The sequence below is a fragment of the Limnohabitans sp. genome (assembly GCF_030158565.1).
Lineage (GTDB): Bacteria > Pseudomonadota > Gammaproteobacteria > Burkholderiales > Burkholderiaceae_C > Limnohabitans_A.
Genome location: NZ_JAOASQ010000018.1, coordinates 1 through 15,459 on the forward strand (window position 1 = coordinate 1; position 15,459 = coordinate 15,459).

The 15,459-nt window shown below is 57.9% G+C and carries 24 protein-coding genes and 1 tRNA gene; 5 read left to right on the forward strand and 20 right to left on the reverse strand.

Features of this window, described 5'->3' with window-relative positions:
* Positions 1-114: 114 nt before the first annotated feature.
* Both Q1W40_RS02865 and trpC read right to left on the reverse strand, forming a co-directional pair.
* The gene (locus Q1W40_RS02865) at positions 115-813 is read right to left on the reverse strand and encodes a uracil-DNA glycosylase (protein ID WP_300708682.1); all 699 of its coding nucleotides are present in this window, start codon (positions 811-813) and stop codon (positions 115-117) included.
* A 53-nt stretch (positions 814-866) separates the two neighbouring features.
* A complete protein-coding gene (trpC, locus tag Q1W40_RS02870) occupies positions 867-1,655 on the reverse strand; it encodes an indole-3-glycerol phosphate synthase TrpC (protein ID WP_300708684.1) in 789 nt (262 codons plus the stop codon).
* Between trpC and Q1W40_RS02875 the strand changes: the two genes are divergently transcribed.
* Positions 1,654-1,800 (forward strand): hypothetical protein, encoded by a 147-nt coding sequence (locus tag Q1W40_RS02875; RefSeq protein WP_300708686.1) that lies wholly within the window; start codon positions 1,654-1,656, stop codon positions 1,798-1,800. The genes trpC and Q1W40_RS02875 overlap by 2 nt on opposite strands.
* On the opposite strand, the gene trpD is transcribed toward Q1W40_RS02875, so the two are convergent.
* The 5 genes from trpD to rpe form a co-directional block, all read right to left on the reverse strand.
* Positions 1,788-2,813 carry an anthranilate phosphoribosyltransferase gene (gene trpD, locus Q1W40_RS02880; RefSeq protein ID WP_300708688.1) on the reverse strand — a complete coding sequence of 342 codons (1,026 nt, stop codon included), beginning with the start codon at positions 2,811-2,813 and terminating at the stop codon, positions 1,788-1,790. The genes Q1W40_RS02875 and trpD overlap by 13 nt on opposite strands.
* A gap of 38 nt (positions 2,814-2,851) precedes the next feature.
* On the reverse strand, positions 2,852-3,433 hold the full coding sequence (locus Q1W40_RS02885) for an aminodeoxychorismate/anthranilate synthase component II (RefSeq protein WP_300708690.1): 582 nt from the start codon (positions 3,431-3,433) through the stop codon (positions 2,852-2,854).
* 5 nt (positions 3,434-3,438) lie between these two features.
* A complete protein-coding gene (trpE, locus tag Q1W40_RS02890) occupies positions 3,439-4,938 on the reverse strand; it encodes an anthranilate synthase component I (protein ID WP_300708692.1) in 1,500 nt (499 codons plus the stop codon).
* Positions 4,939-5,190: 252 nt separating this feature from the next.
* Positions 5,191-5,895: a phosphoglycolate phosphatase gene (gene gph / locus Q1W40_RS02895; RefSeq protein ID WP_300708694.1), complete on the reverse strand. Its 705-nt coding sequence runs from the start codon at positions 5,893-5,895 to the stop codon at positions 5,191-5,193.
* Entirely contained in the window at positions 5,895-6,575 is a 681-nt protein-coding gene (rpe, locus tag Q1W40_RS02900; RefSeq protein WP_300708696.1) for a ribulose-phosphate 3-epimerase, read from the reverse strand. The genes gph and rpe overlap by 1 nt, the downstream gene beginning before the upstream one ends.
* Positions 6,576-6,604: 29 nt before the next feature.
* Here rpe and apaG point away from each other — a divergent pair, with 29 nt between their 5' ends.
* Genes apaG through Q1W40_RS02920 form a run of 4 tightly spaced genes read left to right on the forward strand, consistent with a single transcriptional unit; the run spans position 6,605 to position 8,983 of the window.
* Positions 6,605-6,997: a Co2+/Mg2+ efflux protein ApaG gene (apaG, locus tag Q1W40_RS02905; protein WP_300708698.1), complete on the forward strand. Its 393-nt coding sequence runs from the start codon at positions 6,605-6,607 to the stop codon at positions 6,995-6,997.
* Between the two features lie 29 nt (positions 6,998-7,026).
* Positions 7,027-7,986 carry a thiamine-phosphate kinase gene (thiL, locus tag Q1W40_RS02910; RefSeq protein WP_300708700.1) on the forward strand — a complete coding sequence of 320 codons (960 nt, stop codon included), beginning with the start codon at positions 7,027-7,029 and terminating at the stop codon, positions 7,984-7,986.
* Positions 7,987-7,988: 2 nt separating this feature from the next.
* Positions 7,989-8,513: a phosphatidylglycerophosphatase A gene (locus tag Q1W40_RS02915; protein WP_300708702.1), complete on the forward strand. Its 525-nt coding sequence runs from the start codon at positions 7,989-7,991 to the stop codon at positions 8,511-8,513.
* An 8-nt stretch (positions 8,514-8,521) separates the two neighbouring features.
* Positions 8,522-8,983 (forward strand): CinA family protein, encoded by a 462-nt coding sequence (locus tag Q1W40_RS02920; protein WP_300708704.1) that lies wholly within the window; start codon positions 8,522-8,524, stop codon positions 8,981-8,983.
* A 66-nt stretch (positions 8,984-9,049) separates the two neighbouring features.
* Here the strand turns inward: Q1W40_RS02920 and Q1W40_RS02925 are convergent.
* From Q1W40_RS02925 to rplF, 13 genes are all read right to left on the reverse strand, one after another.
* A tRNA-Met gene (locus tag Q1W40_RS02925) sits at positions 9,050-9,126 on the reverse strand.
* A 19-nt stretch (positions 9,127-9,145) separates the two neighbouring features.
* Positions 9,146-9,532 (reverse strand): 50S ribosomal protein L17, encoded by a 387-nt coding sequence (gene rplQ / locus Q1W40_RS02930; protein ID WP_108412504.1) that lies wholly within the window; start codon positions 9,530-9,532, stop codon positions 9,146-9,148.
* An 82-nt stretch (positions 9,533-9,614) separates the two neighbouring features.
* Positions 9,615-10,607 (reverse strand): DNA-directed RNA polymerase subunit alpha, encoded by a 993-nt coding sequence (gene rpoA / locus Q1W40_RS02935; RefSeq protein ID WP_108324099.1) that lies wholly within the window; start codon positions 10,605-10,607, stop codon positions 9,615-9,617.
* A 100-nt stretch (positions 10,608-10,707) separates the two neighbouring features.
* Positions 10,708-11,331, reverse strand: coding sequence for a 30S ribosomal protein S4 (gene rpsD, locus Q1W40_RS02940; RefSeq protein ID WP_300708708.1), 624 nt, complete (start codon positions 11,329-11,331; stop codon positions 10,708-10,710).
* 86 nt (positions 11,332-11,417) lie between these two features.
* Entirely contained in the window at positions 11,418-11,822 is a 405-nt protein-coding gene (gene rpsK / locus Q1W40_RS02945) for a 30S ribosomal protein S11 (RefSeq protein ID WP_019427456.1), read from the reverse strand.
* Positions 11,823-11,841: 19 nt separating this feature from the next.
* A complete protein-coding gene (gene rpsM / locus Q1W40_RS02950; RefSeq protein ID WP_062407210.1) occupies positions 11,842-12,207 on the reverse strand; it encodes a 30S ribosomal protein S13 in 366 nt (121 codons plus the stop codon).
* A gap of 24 nt (positions 12,208-12,231) precedes the next feature.
* On the reverse strand, positions 12,232-12,345 hold the full coding sequence (gene rpmJ, locus Q1W40_RS02955; protein ID WP_011481465.1) for a 50S ribosomal protein L36: 114 nt from the start codon (positions 12,343-12,345) through the stop codon (positions 12,232-12,234).
* Between the two features lie 92 nt (positions 12,346-12,437).
* Positions 12,438-13,757, reverse strand: coding sequence for a preprotein translocase subunit SecY (secY, locus tag Q1W40_RS02960; RefSeq protein WP_300708712.1), 1,320 nt, complete (start codon positions 13,755-13,757; stop codon positions 12,438-12,440).
* Positions 13,758-13,779: 22 nt separating this feature from the next.
* Positions 13,780-14,211 (reverse strand): 50S ribosomal protein L15, encoded by a 432-nt coding sequence (rplO, locus tag Q1W40_RS02965; protein ID WP_300708714.1) that lies wholly within the window; start codon positions 14,209-14,211, stop codon positions 13,780-13,782.
* Positions 14,212-14,221: 10 nt separating this feature from the next.
* Positions 14,222-14,404, reverse strand: a complete 183-nt coding sequence (gene rpmD, locus Q1W40_RS02970; protein ID WP_108324094.1) for a 50S ribosomal protein L30 — start codon at positions 14,402-14,404, stop codon at positions 14,222-14,224.
* A 14-nt stretch (positions 14,405-14,418) separates the two neighbouring features.
* Positions 14,419-14,937: a 30S ribosomal protein S5 gene (rpsE, locus tag Q1W40_RS02975; protein WP_300708718.1), complete on the reverse strand. Its 519-nt coding sequence runs from the start codon at positions 14,935-14,937 to the stop codon at positions 14,419-14,421.
* A gap of 17 nt (positions 14,938-14,954) precedes the next feature.
* Positions 14,955-15,320, reverse strand: coding sequence for a 50S ribosomal protein L18 (gene rplR / locus Q1W40_RS02980; protein WP_300708720.1), 366 nt, complete (start codon positions 15,318-15,320; stop codon positions 14,955-14,957).
* An 11-nt stretch (positions 15,321-15,331) separates the two neighbouring features.
* The coding region (rplF, locus tag Q1W40_RS02985) for a 50S ribosomal protein L6 (RefSeq protein ID WP_300708722.1) at positions 15,332-15,459 on the reverse strand (128 nt) is incomplete at its 5' end.

Genomic DNA, 15,459 nt, shown 5'->3' on the forward strand with positions numbered 1-15,459 from the left:
CGTAAGCCAACAGATTTACAGTCTGCCCCCTTTAGCCACTCGGGCACCCCTCCGGAGCGAGCCTCAAATTATGCCACCTTTTCCGCAAATGTCGCAAGTCAGGCGAAAAAGTTTTTACCAATCGATGGTTTTTGGGCCACGCTGCATCAAAAAATCATTGGCCAGCGCGAAATGACGACAGCCCAGGAAGGGTATCGGGGGCCGCATGGCCGACAAGGGCGAGGGATGGTTCGACTGCAAAACCAGGTGACGCGCATCGCCGCTGACCGCATCGATCAGGCTTTTTTTGGCCTGGGCATGCGCGCCCCACAGCATGAACACCACGGGCTGCGCACTTTGCGCCACCGCCCGGATCAGGGCATCGGTCAAAACCTCCCAGCCCCAACCGGCATGGCTGGCGGCCTGCCCGCCTTCCACCGTCAAACACGCATTGAGCAGCAAAACGCCTTGCTGGGCCCAACGCACCAAGGAGCCTTGCGCAGGCACCGGCAAACCCAGACTTTGATTCAGTTCCTTGAAGATGTTCCGCAAACTGGGTGGCACACGAACGCCATCGGGCACAGAAAAAGACAGGCCCTCGGCCTGCCCTGGCCCGTGGTAAGGGTCTTGACCCAGAATCACCACATGCACCTGACTGAGCGGCGTCAAGGTCAATGCCCTCAATGGCTCAGGGGGGTACACCACCGCCCCCGAGGCCAATCTTTCGCTCAAGCGGGCCGACAAGCTTTGCCCTGCGGCCGAAGCCAAGAAATCCTGAACCAAGGCGGCCCATGCAGGGTCCAGACCCGTCAGGTCTGGCGGCCAACGGTTCAAGCGCCTGGCAACAGGTGGCGCGTCAAAGAGCAGGCCCTGCTGCGTCACGCGATTCAGCCAAACAATTGGGCCAGCGCCTCGCCGGGCTCGGCGGCGCGCATGAAGGCCTCACCCACCAGGAAGGCATGGACATTCGCATCGCGCATGCGCTGCACATCCGCCGCATTCAAGATACCGCTTTCTGTCACCAGCAAGCGGTCTGCCGGCACGTCGGGCAGCATGTCCAAGGTGGTCTGCAAGCTCACTTCAAAAGTGCGCAAGTTCCGGTTGTTGATGCCCACCAAACGGGTCTTGAGCTTCAGGGCGCGCTCCAGCTCTGGGCGGTCATGCACTTCCACCAACACCGCCATGTCCAAGCCACGCGCCATCGCTTCCAAGTCGGCCATTTGCGCATCGTCCAGGCACGCAGCGATCAACAAGATCGCATCGGCCCCCATGGCACGCGCCTCATAGACCTGATAGGCGTCCACCATGAAGTCCTTGCGCAGCACGGGCAGATCGCAACTGGCCCGGGCTTGCTTGAGGTAGTCCACGCTGCCCTGGAAAAACTGTTTGTCGGTCAGCACCGACAAACACGCGGCACCATGCTCGGCATAGCTTTGCGCGATGTCTGCTGGGATGAAGTCAACACGCAGCACGCCTTTGGAGGGGCTGGCTTTTTTGATCTCGGCGATCACGGCCGCTTGGCCTGCTGCCATCTTGGCGCGCATCGCGCCTTCGAAGTCACGGGTCAGCACACGGCTTTCCGCATCCGCGCGCATGGCGGCCAAGGATTTTTTGCCCAAGGCGGCAGCGACCTCTTCGCGTTTGACTGCGACGATTTTGTTGAGGATGTCACTCATGCTGATTTTCCCGATCGGACGCATCTGCGCCAGTTTTCAAAATACGAACAAAGACGTGGTGCATCACCACGCCCGCGAGGACGAACAAGGCCGATACACCCAAGGCGATCCAGGCGCCTTCATCGCGCCACATCAGGCGGCCTGACTGAAGGCCACAAACTGCGCCAGCTTGGCTTTGGCAGCACCGGACTCGATGGCCACGCGCGCGCGCTCCACGCCTTCGGCAATGCTGGCTGCCACATTGGCCGCATACAAAGCCGCACCGGCATTGAGGGTCACGATGTCACGCGCCGCGCCGGGCTGGTTGTCCAGCACGCCGCGCAACACGGCCAAAGACTGCTCCGGCGTCTCGACCCGGAGCGCCCGGTTGCTGGCCATCGGCAAGCCAAAGTCTTCCGGGTGGATTTCGTATTCGGTGATCTGGCCGTTCTTGAGCTCCCCGACCAAAGTGGAGGCCCCCAAACTGATCTCGTCCATGCCATCGCGGCCATACACCACCAACGCATGCTCGGCACCCAAACGCTGCAACGCCCGCACCTGAATGCCCACCAAATCAGAATGGAACACACCCATCAAGATGTTCGGTGCGCCAGCCGGATTGGTCAACGGCCCCAGGATGTTGAAGATGGTGCGAATGCCCAGCTCTTTGCGCACCGGCGCCACATTCTTCATGGCCGGGTGGTGGTTGGGCGCGAACATGAAGCCAATGCCCACCTCTTCAATCGAGCGGGTGATCTGCTCTGGCGTGAGGTTGAGGTTGGCCCCCAAGGCCTCGACCACATCGGCGCTGCCCGATTTGCTGCTCACGCTGCGCCCGCCATGCTTGGCCGTTTTGGCCCCGGCCGCAGCGGCCACGAACATGGCGCACGTCGAGATGTTGAAGGTGTGCGCGCCATCGCCGCCTGTGCCGACGATGTCCACCAGGTTCGAGGGGTTGGTCACCTTCACCTTGGTGGAAAACTCACGCATCACCTGGGCTGCAGCCGTGATCTCGCCAATCGTTTCCTTCTTCACACGCAGACCGGTGATGAGGGCCGCCGTCATGACCGGCGACAACTCGCCATTCATGATCATGCGCATGATCTTCAGCATTTCATCGTGAAAGATTTCACGGTGCTCGATGGTGCGCTGGAGCGCTTCTTGAGGGGTGATGGGCATGGGCTTGTCCTGGCTGGAATGGCGTGACCGCGTAAGGCTCAGTCGCGCACGAGGAAGTTCTTCAACATGGCATGGCCATGCTCGGTGAGGATCGATTCGGGGTGGAACTGCACGCCCTCGATGTCGAGTTCGGTGTAGCGCACGCCCATGATTTCGCCGTCATCGGTCCAGGCCGTGACTTTGAGGCAAGCAGGGCAAGACGCCCGCTCGATCGCGAGAGAGTGGTAACGGTTGACGGTGAATTTCTCAGGCAAGCCTGCAAACACCCCCTCTTGCGTGGTGGTGATGACGCTGGTCTTGCCATGCATCAACTCTTGCGCCCGCACGATCTTGCCGCCAAAGGCCGCGCCAATGCTCTGGTGACCCAAGCACACCCCCAGAATCGGCAGCTTGCCCGCGAAATGCTGGATCGCCGCCACCGAGACACCCGCCTCGGCAGGTGAGCACGGCCCGGGCGAGATCACCAGACGGTCGGGCTTTCTTGCGGCGATGCCTTCGAGTGTGATTTCGTCGTTGCGAAAGACTTCGACCTCTGCGCCGAGTTCACCGAAATACTGAACGATGTTGAAGGTGAACGAGTCGTAGTTGTCCACCATGAGCAATTTGATTTTCTTTGTCATGGCGTTCACTCCAAACCTTCTTCGACCAACTCGCTGGCCCGCAACAAGGCACGCGCCTTGTGCTCGGTTTCGCGCCACTCCATCTCGGGCACCGAATCGGCCACCACACCGGCGGCCGCCTGCACATACAGGGTCTGGTCCTTGATGACGGCCGTGCGGATCGCAATGGCCACATCCATGTCGCCCGCGTAGCTGATGTAGCCGCAGGCGCCGCCATACAGCCCGCGCTTGACCGGCTCCAACTGGTCAATCAGTTCCATGGCGTGCACTTTGGGTGCGCCCGTCAGGGTGCCCGCAGGGAAGGTGGCCTTGAGCACGTCCATATTGGTCATGCCCTCGTTGAGCAAGCCTTCGACGTTGCTCACGATGTGCATGACATGGCTGTAGCGCTCCACCACAAAGGCTTCGGTCACCTTGACCGAGCCGATCTGGGCGATGCGCCCAATGTCGTTGCGTGCCAGATCGATCAACATCACGTGCTCGGCACGCTCCTTGGGGTCGTTGATCAACTCTTGTTCTGCCGCTTTGTCTTTTTCGGGTGTGGCGCCGCGCGGGCGCGTCCCGGCCAGCGGGCGGATGATGACTTTGGCGCCCTCTTCGGTTTGCTCCTGGCGCACCAAAATCTCGGGGCTGGCCCCCACCACATGGAAGTCGCCCAGGTTGTAGAAATACATGTAGGGGCTGGGGTTCAGCGAGCGCAGTGCACGGTACAGCGACAAGGGGCTCTCGGTGTAGCGCTTTTTGATGCGCTGACCAACCTGCACCTGCATGAAGTCACCTGCAGCGATCAGCTCCTTGGCCTTTTCAACCGCCGCGATGTAATCGGCCTTGGCAAAGTCACGCTCAGCCGGATAAGACTGGCTGGCCTTGACCACCGGTGCGCTGACCGAATATTTGAGCTGCTCTTTCAAATCGCGCAGGCGTTTCTTGGCACCCGCATAGGCCTCAGGCTGCGCGGGGTCTGCATAAACGATCAAGTAGAGCTTGCCCGACAGGTTGTCGATCACCGCCAGCTCTTCGCATTGCAGCAGCATGATGTCTGGCGTGCCCAGCGTGTCGGGCGGGCAGGATTTTTCCAGCTTCTTCTCGATGTAGCGCACCGCGTCGTAACCGAAGTAGCCCGCCAGTCCGCCGCAAAAACGCGGCAAGCCAGGACGCAAAGCCACTTTGAAGCGGGTTTGGTATTGCTCAATGAAGTCCAGCGGGTTGCCCGATGCGGTCTCGACCACCACCCCGTCGCGCACGACCTCGGTCTTGGCGTCGGCCCCAAAGCCACTGGCGCGCACCAGCGTGCGGGCTGGCAGGCCGATGAAGCTGTAGCGGCCAAAGCGCTCACCGCCGACCACCGATTCCAGCAAGAAGCTGTACTTGCCGTTGTCCTTGGTGTGGGCCAGCTTCAAGTAAAGCGACAGGGGGGTTTCCAGGTCCGCAAAAGCCTCCAGCATGAGAGGAATGCGGTTGTAGCCTTGGCTGGCCAGGCTTTTGAATTCAAGTTCGGTGATCACGGGCAAGAGCCTCCAACAGCTCGGCAACCTCAACGGAGGTGCATTCATTCATCCAAATGCCCAGCCAGTGCCGGGCGCGGGTGGCGGCAGGGGCCGCACGGTTCAGGCGATGTCAGGCTGGCTGACGCCAGGGCCAGGCTCCCCGGCCTTCCGTTTGGGAATGGCTCGGCAGGCAGGCTGCGCAGGAGTGGCTGAGGATGATGAACATGATGGACCTAGTGTAGCAAAGCCCGCCGGGCATTTTTGAACGGCTCAGCCCCGCCCCGTTTGGAGCCATGTCGGCAATTCGGCCAGCGAGTCCAGCCAGGCTGCCGCGGGGGTTTCCTGAATGGGGCGCCCATGGTTGTAGCCATAGGTCACCAACACCACCGGACAAGCTGCCGCATGGGCGGCCTGGGCATCGTTGCTGGAGTCGCCGACCATCAAGGTATTGCCCACGGCAGTGCCCAATGCTGCACAGGTCTTTAGGATGGGCAAAGGGTCTGGCTTCTTGCGCTCAAAGCTGTCGCCACCAAAGACATGGTCGAAATAGCCTGCCAGGCCCTTGGCCTGCAGCAGCGGCTGGGCGAAAGACAAAGGTTTGTTGGTCAGGCAAGCCAGGCGTATGCCCGCGCCTTGCAAAGCCTGCAAGCCCTCGACAACGCCTGGATAAACGTCCGAGTGCTGGCCATTGCACAGCAAGTAGTGGTGTTGGTAACGCTGCCAGGCCGGCTCGTACAGCGTGTCTACTGTCACGCAAGGGCTGGCATTCGCCTCGGGCTGTGCCAGCTGATGGGCCAGCACCGAACGGATCAGGTGCTCCGAACCCTTGCCCACCGTCCGCTCCACCAATGCACGCGTGATCGGCGGCAAGTCCAAGTCGGCCATGGTGTGGTTCAGGGCGATTTCAAAATCACCCAATGTGTCGACCATTGTGCCATCCAGATCCACGATGGCCGCTTGAATCACCAAAGACATCAGACCAGTGCCTTGCGCATTTGGTCGATCACTGTTTTGTAATCGGGCTTGCCGAAAATGGCGCTGCCGGCCACAAAGGTGTCGGCACCCGCATCGGCCACGCGGCGGATGTTGTCGGCCTTGATGCCGCCATCCACTTCGAGGCGAATGTCTCTGCCGCTGGCATCGATCAGCTTGCGTGCGTGCTCAATCTTGCGCAAGGCCGAATCGATGAAGCCCTGGCCGCCAAAGCCGGGGTTGACGCTCATGATCAAGATCAGGTCGATCTCGTCAATCGTCCACTCCAGCACATCCAGGGGCTCTGCGGGGTTGAACACCAAACCGGCCTTCACGCCCTTGCTCTTGATGGCCTGGATGCTGCGGTGCACATGGGCACTGGCATCGGGGTGGAAGCTGATCAGATCCGCACCGGCGTCAGCAAACGATGCGGCCAGTGCATCCACAGGGGAAATCATCAGATGCACGTCAATGGGCACGGCCAAGCCCGCTGCCGTCTTGGCATGGGGCTTCAAAGCCTGGCAAATCATGGGGCCGAAGGTCAGGTTCGGCACGTAGTGGTTGTCCATCACATCGAAGTGGATCCAGTCGGCGCCGGCGTCGATGACGCTCTTGACTTCTTCGCCAAGGCGGGCGAAATCAGCCGAGAGGATGGAAGGGGCAATTCGGTAAGTCGTCGTCATGTTTGAATTGTCGCAGTTAACATGGCCCCATGTCTGCATACGCCATCCAAATTGACGTTCTGCCCCAATACGTGGCCGAGCAAAGCGATCCACTTCACAAGGTGTTTGCCTTCGCCTACACGATCACGGTGACCAACACCGGCACTGCGCCCGCGCAGTTGATTGCACGCCACTGGATCATCCAGGACGACCAAGGACACAGCGAGGAAGTCAAAGGTTTGGGCGTGGTCGGACAGCAGCCTTTGCTGGCGCCCGGTGAATCGTTTCAATACACCAGCGGCTGCCGCCTGCGCACCGCCAGCGGCACCATGCACGGCAGCTACTTTTTTGTGGCCGCAGATGGCCACCGTTTTGATGCACCCATCGACACCTTTGTGCTTGATGCCTCTGGCTCTGGTGTTTCCGGGCGCACCTTGCATTGAGGGTGCCCGCTTGCGGTTAAGCTCGGGCCATGGGTGAATTTGACCTGATTGAACGTTTTTTCAAGCGACCTGCGCGGCAAGCCGACGTGGGCATTGGCGACGACTGCGCCATTTGGACGCCACAGCCAGGCCATCAACTGGCCATCTCCGCCGACATGCTGGTGGAAGGTCGGCATTTTTTGTCTACGGTGGACCCCGTTCGGCTGGGCCACAAATCGCTGGCCGTCAACCTGAGTGATCTGGCCGCTTGCGGCGCCACGCCCCGTGTTTTCCTGCTGTCTTTGGCGCTGCCCCGTGCCGATGAAAATTGGTTGGCGGGCTTCTCCACAGGCCTCTTCCAGCTGGCCGATGCGCACGGCTGCGAACTGATCGGTGGCGACACCACGCAAGGCCCGCTCAACATCGCCATCACCGTCATGGGCGAAGTCCCCTGTGCGCAGGCTGTGCTGAGGTCTGGTGCACGCGCAGGAGATGATCTGTATGTCAGCGGCTACCTGGGCGATGCCCGCCTCGCCTTGGAGGCTTTTCGCGGCCACATCAGCTTGCCCCAATCCGTGTTCGATGCAGCGCGGCTTCGCATGGAAATGCCTGAGCCACGCCTTGCGCTGGGCCAGTCCTTGCGCGGCGTGGCCACCGCCATGGCCGACATCAGCGATGGGCTGCTGGGCGATCTGGGGCACATCCTCAAGGCCAGCAAGGTTGGCGCAGAGATTGATCTGACGGCAACGGCAGATCTCATGGCCGTATCTGCTGATTGGAAATGCCCAGCGGACTTGGCTTCACACTGCGTGTTGTCTGGTGGGGATGACTATGAGTTGGTTTTCACCGCTCCCGCAGAGGCCCGTGGATTGGTGCTTGCTGCGGCTGCGCATGCCCACACGCGTGTGACCCGCATCGGTCAGATCACCCCTGCACCCGGGCTTGTTCTGCACGATGCACATGGCCAGCCCGTACAGCACCACCACCGCTCGTTTGACCATTTCGCCTGAAGATGAACGATTCACCGCAGCCCTCTCACGCGCCCGTGCGACCCAATGCAAGGTTCATGCTGTCACACCCTGCGCATGCCGTGGCCTTGGGCCTGGGCTCCGGCCTTGCCCCCAAGGCGCCCGGGACTGTTGGCAGTCTCTGGGGCTGGGTGTCCTGGTTGGTGATTCATAACGTCTTGTCAACGACGGCCCAAGGACTTTTGATCGTGTGCGCCATCTTGTTCGGCTGGTGGGCCTGCACCGTCACCGCCAGGAATATGGGCGTTTCAGATCCCGGCTCGATTGTTTGGGATGAAATCGTCGCCATGTGGCTGATTTTCTGGCTCATCATGCCCACCGGATTTGTTGGACAACTTTGCGCCTTTGCCTTGTTCCGCTTTTTTGATGCGGTCAAGCCCGGGCCCGTGGCTTGGGCGGATCAACTTTTCAAGGGCTTCGGTTGGCGAGGCGGTTGGGGGATTATTTTTGACGACCTCGTTGCTGCCGCTTGCACCTTGCTCGTGATCGCCCTGTGGAGATGGCTGTAGTGAACAACATGAGCACCGCTCTGGCCGAGCGACTGCTGCGCAAACAGTGGATGTTGGCCACCGCCGAAAGTTGCACCGGCGGCATGATTGCCGCCCACTGCACAGACTTGCCAGGCTCCAGCGCTTGGTTTGAACGAGGCTTTGTGACTTATTCCAACGAAGCAAAGACAGAGCTCTTGGGTGTTCCGCCTGACTTGATTTTGAAGGACGGTGCAGTCAGCGAATCGGTGGCGCGTGCCATGGCACTTGGGGCATGCTACCGCTCCAACGCCATAGTCAGCGTGGCGGTGACTGGGATCGCCGGGCCCGCCGGTGGCTCTGCTGATAAACCCGTAGGAACAGTGTGGCTCGCTTGGTGTGTGGATGGCATTGCCAAAGCTGAAAAGCGGCTGTTTTCAGGCGATCGGACTCAGATCAGACGGGCCACCGTCCAAGCAGCCATAGAAGGCTTGCTCAGTCGACTGCCTTAACAATTTACAGCAACAAAAAAGCCCTCCGAAGAGGGCATTTTTTGAAAATCAGCTTGCGCCAAAATTTGGTTGCGGGGGCCGGATTTGAACCAACGACCTTTGGGTTATGAGCCCAACGAGCTACCAGACTGCTCCACCCCGCGGTAAGAGGTTAATTATACCTTATTCTGCAGCTTGTTCGGCAGAAGAATCAGCGCGATCGACCAATTCGACCAAAGCCATCGGTGCGTTGTCGCCCACACGGTAACCCATTTTCAGGATACGTGTGTAACCACCAGGACGCGAAGCCGAACGTGGGCCCAACACATTGAACAATTTGGTGACGCTGTCGCGGTCACGCAAACGGTTGAACGCCAAGCGACGGTTCGACAAGTTGTCAACTTTGGCCAAAGTGATCATGGGCTCGATCACGCGGCGCAATTCTTTGGCCTTAGGCACAGTGGTTTTGATGACTTCATGCTCGATGAGCGAGTTCATCATGTTCTGCAGCATCGCAAGGCGGTGCGAGCTGGTGCGATTGAGTTTACGAAGTCCGTGTCCGTGACGCATGGTGCTTACCTTTCTTTATTAAACAGGCAGCCGTATCAGGTACTGCCCGTGCACACCCCGGAATTTTTCCGGGAATTGGGGATTATCGCTTTTCCAGACCAGCGGGTGGCCAGGCTTCGAGCTTCATGCCCAAAGTCAGACCACGGGAAGCCAAAACTTCCTTGATTTCGTTGAGTGACTTGCGACCCAAGTTAGGGGTCTTGAGCAATTCATTCTCGGTACGCTGGATGAGGTCGCCGATGTAGTAAATGTTTTCTGCTTTGAGGCAGTTGGCCGAACGAACAGTGAGTTCGAGCTCGTCCACAGGGCGCAGCAAGATCGGATCGAAGCTGCCTGCACCACCGCGAGCGGCAGGTGCATCGAAAGCAGACAATTCGCTGCCTTCGAGCTGTGCGAACACAGCCAATTGCTCAACCAGGATCTTGGCCGAAGCGCGCACAGCATCTTCAGCCGTGATGGCACCGTTGGTTTCGATTTCGATGACCAACTTGTCCAGATCAGTACGCTGCTCAACGCGAGCGCTTTCAACGGTGTAGCTCACACGCTTGACGGGCGAGAACGAAGCGTCGAGAACGATGCGGCCCAAAGCCTTGGTTGGCTCATCGGCAAAACGGCGCATGGAACCTGGCACATAGCCACGGCCCTTTTCGACCTTGATCTGCATGTCCAGCTTGCCGCCTTGCGACAGGTTGGCGATGACATGCTCAGGGTTGATGATTTCAACATCGTGAGGTGTCTGGATGTCAGCAGCCGTGACAGCGCCTTCGCCATCTTTGCGCAAACTCAGGGTCACTTCATCACGGTTGTGCAACTTGAACACGACACCTTTGAGGTTCAACAAGATGTTGACCACATCTTCTTGAACGCCGTCGATGGACGAGTACTCATGCACCACGCCGGCAATGGTCACTTCGGTTGCGGAATAGCCGACCATGGAGGACAGCAAAACGCGACGCAGGGCGTTGCCCAGCGTGTGACCGTAGCCACGCTCGAAAGGCTCCAACGTGACTTTGGCACGGTTGGCCGCCAGTTGTTCGACTTGGATGGCTTTGGGTTTCAACAGATTGGTTTGCATTCAGACTTCCTCTCAATACCCCCGGTCCGTTACACCGGTAAGGCTGATGAAGCACCCGGCCCACAATGCCTTGTGCGCCGGGAACGATTGAAACGACGTATTAACGAGAATACAGTTCGACGATCAACGATTCGTTGATGTCAGCGCCGAATTCGTCGCGGTCAGGAACCTTCTTGAAGGTGCCTTCTGCTTTGTCGGCATTGACTTCGACCCAAGCAGGCATGCCCACTTGTGCAGCCAACTGCAGTGCTTCAACCACACGGTTTTGCTTCTTGGACTTCTCGCGCACAGCGATCACGTCACCGGCCTTGACCAGGTAAGAAGGGATGTTCACGGACTGGCCATTCACGGTGATCGCCTTGTGCGACACCATCTGACGTGCTTCAGCACGTGTAGAGCCAAAGCCCATGCGGTAAACGACGTTGTCCAGGCGGCACTCGAGCAAAGACAGCAAGTTGGAGCCAGTGTTGCCTTTGCGGCGATCGGCTTCAGCGAAGTAGCGACGGAATTGCTTCTCCAGCACGCCGTACATGCGCTTGACTTTTTGCTTCTCACGCAATTGCAGACCGTAGTCGGAAGTGCGTTGACCCGAAGTGCGACCGTGTTGGCCGGGCTTGGTGTCGAATTTAGACTTGTCAGCGATCGAGCGGCGTGCGCTCTTCAGGAACAAGTCAGTGCCTTCGCGGCGGGAAAGTTTGGCCTTGGGGCCGAGGTAACGTGCCACTTGATTTTCCTTTTATGCAACTACCGCATCAGAAATGCGGGAGCCAGGCGATGCAAGCAAGGCCTGGCGGTGGGCTTGGTTTGAAATTAGATACGACGACGCTTTTGAGGGCGGCAGCCGTTGTGCGGGACGGGCGTCACATCGGCAATCGATGTAATGCGGATGCCCAATGCACCCAAGGCACGAACGGAAGACTCGCGACCAGGACCTGGGCCCTTGATTTCGACGTCGAGGTTCTTGATGCCTTGTTCTTGTGCTGCACGACCAGCCACTTCGGAAGCAACCTGGGCTGCGAAAGGTGTCGATTTGCGCGAACCCTTGAAACCTTGGCCACCCGAAGAAGCCCAAGACAATGCATTGCCTTGGCGATCGGTGATCGTGATGATGGTGTTGTTGAACGAAGCGTGAACGTGTGCGATGCCGTCAGCAATGTTCTTGCGGACTTTTTTACGGACGCGTTGTGCTGCGCTGTTTGATTGTGCTTTAGCCATAGTGGTCTCTCAATCCTGCTTATTTCTTCAGAGCCGCTGCGCCTTTGCGCGGACCCTTGCGAGTGCGTGCATTGGTACGTGTACGCTGGCCGCGCATGGGCAAACCGCGACGGTGGCGGAAACCACGGTAGCAACCAATGTCCATCAAACGCTTGATGTTCATGGTGGTTTCACGGCGCAAATCACCTTCAATGGTGAATGCTGCGATTTGGTCGCGGATTTTTTCCAGATCGGCATCCGTCAGATCTTTGATCTTCTTGGAATAAGCGATGCCAGAGGCTTCGCAAATTTGTCGAGCGCGGGTGCGACCAATACCAAAGATGGCGGTCAAGCCAATTTCAGCATGTTTGTGCGGCGGAATGTTGATGCCAGCGATACGTGCCATTTTCGTCCTCTAAAACTAGTTCAATCAGCCTTGACGCTGCTTGTGACGTGGATCTGTACAGATCACACGAACAACGCCTTTACGGCGAATGATCTTGCAGTTGCGGCAAATTTTTTTCACCGAAGCAGAAACTCTCATGGTTCTCTCCTAAAACTCTTTGTTCGGCCCGACCTTTCAGTCAGGCTTAAATGGTGGTCCCACCTTGCAGCAGGAATTCGTACGCAAGCCGGTCAGGACTTGAAACTCGCTTTCTTCAAAAGCGATTCGTACTGTTGAGACATCAAATAATTCTGTACCTGGGCCATGAAATCCATCGTGACCACCACAATGATCAGCAGGGATGTGCCGCCAAAGTAAAACGGAACATTGTATTTCAGAATCAGGAACTCAGGCAGCAGACAGACAAAGGTGATGTAAGCAGCACCGGCCAAAGTCAGGCGCAACAAAATCCTGTCGATGTAGCGAGCAGTTTGATCACCCGGGCGAATACCTGGAATGAACGCACCACTTTTCTTCAGGTTATCTGCAGTTTCACGGCTATTGAATACCAAAGCGGTGTAGAAAAAGCAGAAGAAGATGATGGCGGCCGCATACAACATGACATAGATCGGCTGACCTGGCGTCAAGGTGCTGGCAACGTCTTTGAAAAAACGAACCACTGCACTGTTTGTCTCGCCTGAACTGAACCAGTTGATCACTGTTGCAGGCAACAAAATAATCGACGAGGCAAAGATCGGAGGAATGACGCCAGCCATGTTCAACTTGAGCGGCAAGTGCGACGATTGACCGCCATACACCTTATTGCCCACCTGACGGCGTGCGTAATTCACCAAAATCTTGCGCTGACCACGCTCAACAAACACCACGAAGTAAGTCACCAAGACCACGACCGCAATGATCATCATGGACACCAGAGGGTTCATTGCACCGGTACGCACCAATTCAAACAAACCACCCAGTGCGCTGGGCAAGCCAGCGGCGATACCTGCAAAAATCAGAATCGAAATACCGTTGCCCAAGCCACGCTCAGTGATTTGCTCACCCAGCCACATCAGGAACATCGTGCCAGCAGTCAAACTGACCACAGCTGTCATGCGAAAGCCCATGCCTGGGTTGATCACAAGCCCTGCAGATGCTTCCAGCGCAATGGCGATACCCAAAGATTGGAAAACGGCCAAGCCGAGTGCACCAAAACGTGTGTATTGCGTGATCTTGCGACGACCTGCCTCGCCCTCTTTCTTCATCTGCTCGAAAGCAGGAAGAACGTAGGTCAGCAACTGCATCACGATGGAAGCAGAGATGTAAGGCATGATGCCCAAGGCGAACACGGTGAACCGAGACAAGGCTCCGCCCGAGAACATGTTGAACAAGCTCAGGATGCCACCTTGTTGACCGTTGAACAACTGCTTGAGCTGCTCAGGATCAATGCCAGGAACTGGAATGTGTGCGCCTGCGCGGTAGACGACCAACGCGAGCAACAAGAAGACCAGTCGGCGACGCAGGTCTCCGAACTTGCCTGTCTTGGCGATCTGATTAGCGTTGGTTGCCACGATGCGTCTCGACCATCAACATTCAGGCCACGGAGCCACCAGCAGCTTCAATCGCTGCCTTGGCACCTGCTGTCGCACCGATACCCGTCAGCTTGACGGCTGTGGTGAGTTCGCCAGTTTTGATCACTTTGACCACCTTGGCCAGCTCAGGCACGAGGCCAGCTTGCTTCAGGGTCAACAGATCCACTTCAGCCAAACCGAGCTCACTCAGTGTGGTCAAGGTGATTTCTGCGTTGTATTTCAACAAGTGTGATTTGAAACCGCGCTTGGGCAGACGGCGCTGCAGAGGCATTTGACCGCCTTCGAAGCCCACTTTATGGTAACCGCCAGAGCGGGATTTTTGACCCTTGTGACCACGGCCGGCGGTTTTACCCAGACCCGAACCGATACCACGGCCAACACGACGTGCGGCGTGCTTGGAGCCTTCTGCGGGCTTGATGCTATTGAGTTCCATCATCGGCCTCTTAGAGAACTTTGACCAGGTAGCTGATCTTGTTGATCATGCCGCGCACTGCGGGCGTGTCCTGCAATTCGCTGACGCTGTTGAGTTTGCGCAGACCCAAGCCACGAACGGTGTCGCGGTGGGATTGCTTGGTACCAATGGGGCTACGCACCAATTGGACTTTCACGGTAGTTTGGGTAGACATGTTCGATCTCCAGTTCAGACGAACAACTCTTCGACCGACTTGCCACGCTTGGCAGCAACGTTAGAGGCTGTTGTGCAGTTGGCCAGGGCGTCCAGAGTGGCGCGAACCATGTTGTAAGGATTCGAAGAACCATGGCTCTTGGCCACGATGTCGGTGATACCCACCACTTCGAACACAGCGCGCATTGGGCCGCCAGCAATGATGCCGGTACCTTTTGGCGCTGGAGCCATCATGACGCGGGCTGCGCCGTGGTGACCGTTCACTGCGTGGTGAATGGTGCCATTTTTGAGGTGGACTTTGGCCAGGTTGCGACGGGCTTCTTCCATCGCTTTTTGCACAGCCACTGGCACTTCTTTCGATTTGCCTTTGCCCATGCCCACTTTGCCATCGCCGTCACCGACCACTGTCAAGGCTGCGAAACCCAGGATACGGCCACCCTTGACCACCTTGGTCACGCGGTTGACCGCGATCATCTTTTCGCGCAGACCGTCTTCAGGACCGTCGCTTTGCGGTTTTGCTGTAAATTTAGCCATTTGTAACTCCGATCCGTTTAGAACTGCAGACCTGCTTCACGGGCTGCCTCGGCCAAAGCCTTGACACGACCGTGGTAAGCGAAACCTGCGCGGTCGAAGGCGACCTTCTCAACGCCAGCAGCTTTTGCTTTTTCAGCAATGCGCTTGCCAATGACGGCGGCGGCGGCGGCATTGCCACCTTTGCCTGTCGTGCCCAGTGCTGTACGCACTTCGGCTTCGGCTGTAGAGGCACTGGCCAACACTTTGGTTCCGCAACCAGAGATAACGCTGGCGTAAATGTGCAGGTTGGTGCGGTTCACGGTCAAACGGGCCACGCCTTGCTGTGCAATGCGGATGCGTGTTTGACGTGCACGACGGAGACGCTGCTCTTTCTTGGTCAACATGATGCAGCTCCTTATTTCTTCTTAGTCTCTTTGATCGTGATCTTCTCATCCGAATAACGGATGCCTTTGCCTTTGTAAGGCTCGGGAGGACGAACAGCACGGATCTCAGCAGCAATTTGGCCAACACGTTGACGGTCAG

Excerpts from the sequence above, each read along its gene's own strand:
- Q1W40_RS02875 (WP_300708686.1), top strand. The coding sequence starts at position 1,654 with ATGCTGATTTTCCCGATCGGACGCATCTGCGCCAGTTTTCAAAATACG.
- trpC (WP_300708684.1), bottom strand. The coding sequence starts at position 1,655 with ATGAGTGACATCCTCAACAAAATCGTCGCAGTCAAACGCGAAGAGGTC.
- trpD (WP_300708688.1), bottom strand. The coding sequence starts at position 2,813 with ATGCCCATCACCCCTCAAGAAGCGCTCCAGCGCACCATCGAGCACCGT.
- Q1W40_RS02885 (WP_300708690.1), bottom strand. The coding sequence starts at position 3,433 with ATGACAAAGAAAATCAAATTGCTCATGGTGGACAACTACGACTCGTTC.
- gph (WP_300708694.1), bottom strand. The coding sequence starts at position 5,895 with ATGTCTTTGGTGATTCAAGCGGCCATCGTGGATCTGGATGGCACAATG.
- rpe (WP_300708696.1), bottom strand. The coding sequence starts at position 6,575 with ATGACGACGACTTACCGAATTGCCCCTTCCATCCTCTCGGCTGATTTC.
- apaG (WP_300708698.1), top strand. The coding sequence starts at position 6,605 with ATGTCTGCATACGCCATCCAAATTGACGTTCTGCCCCAATACGTGGCC.
- thiL (WP_300708700.1), top strand. The coding sequence starts at position 7,027 with ATGGGTGAATTTGACCTGATTGAACGTTTTTTCAAGCGACCTGCGCGG.
- Q1W40_RS02915 (WP_300708702.1), top strand. The coding sequence starts at position 7,989 with ATGAACGATTCACCGCAGCCCTCTCACGCGCCCGTGCGACCCAATGCA.
- Q1W40_RS02920 (WP_300708704.1), top strand. The coding sequence starts at position 8,522 with ATGAGCACCGCTCTGGCCGAGCGACTGCTGCGCAAACAGTGGATGTTG.
- rplQ (WP_108412504.1), bottom strand. The coding sequence starts at position 9,532 with ATGCGTCACGGACACGGACTTCGTAAACTCAATCGCACCAGCTCGCAC.
- rpoA (WP_108324099.1), bottom strand. The coding sequence starts at position 10,607 with ATGCAAACCAATCTGTTGAAACCCAAAGCCATCCAAGTCGAACAACTG.
- rpsK (WP_019427456.1), bottom strand. The coding sequence starts at position 11,822 with ATGGCTAAAGCACAATCAAACAGCGCAGCACAACGCGTCCGTAAAAAA.
- rpsM (WP_062407210.1), bottom strand. The coding sequence starts at position 12,207 with ATGGCACGTATCGCTGGCATCAACATTCCGCCGCACAAACATGCTGAA.
- rpmJ (WP_011481465.1), bottom strand. The coding sequence starts at position 12,345 with ATGAGAGTTTCTGCTTCGGTGAAAAAAATTTGCCGCAACTGCAAGATC.
- rplO (WP_300708714.1), bottom strand. The coding sequence starts at position 14,211 with ATGGAACTCAATAGCATCAAGCCCGCAGAAGGCTCCAAGCACGCCGCA.
- rpmD (WP_108324094.1), bottom strand. The coding sequence starts at position 14,404 with ATGTCTACCCAAACTACCGTGAAAGTCCAATTGGTGCGTAGCCCCATT.
- rpsE (WP_300708718.1), bottom strand. The coding sequence starts at position 14,937 with ATGGCTAAATTTACAGCAAAACCGCAAAGCGACGGTCCTGAAGACGGT.
- rplR (WP_300708720.1), bottom strand. The coding sequence starts at position 15,320 with ATGTTGACCAAGAAAGAGCAGCGTCTCCGTCGTGCACGTCAAACACGC.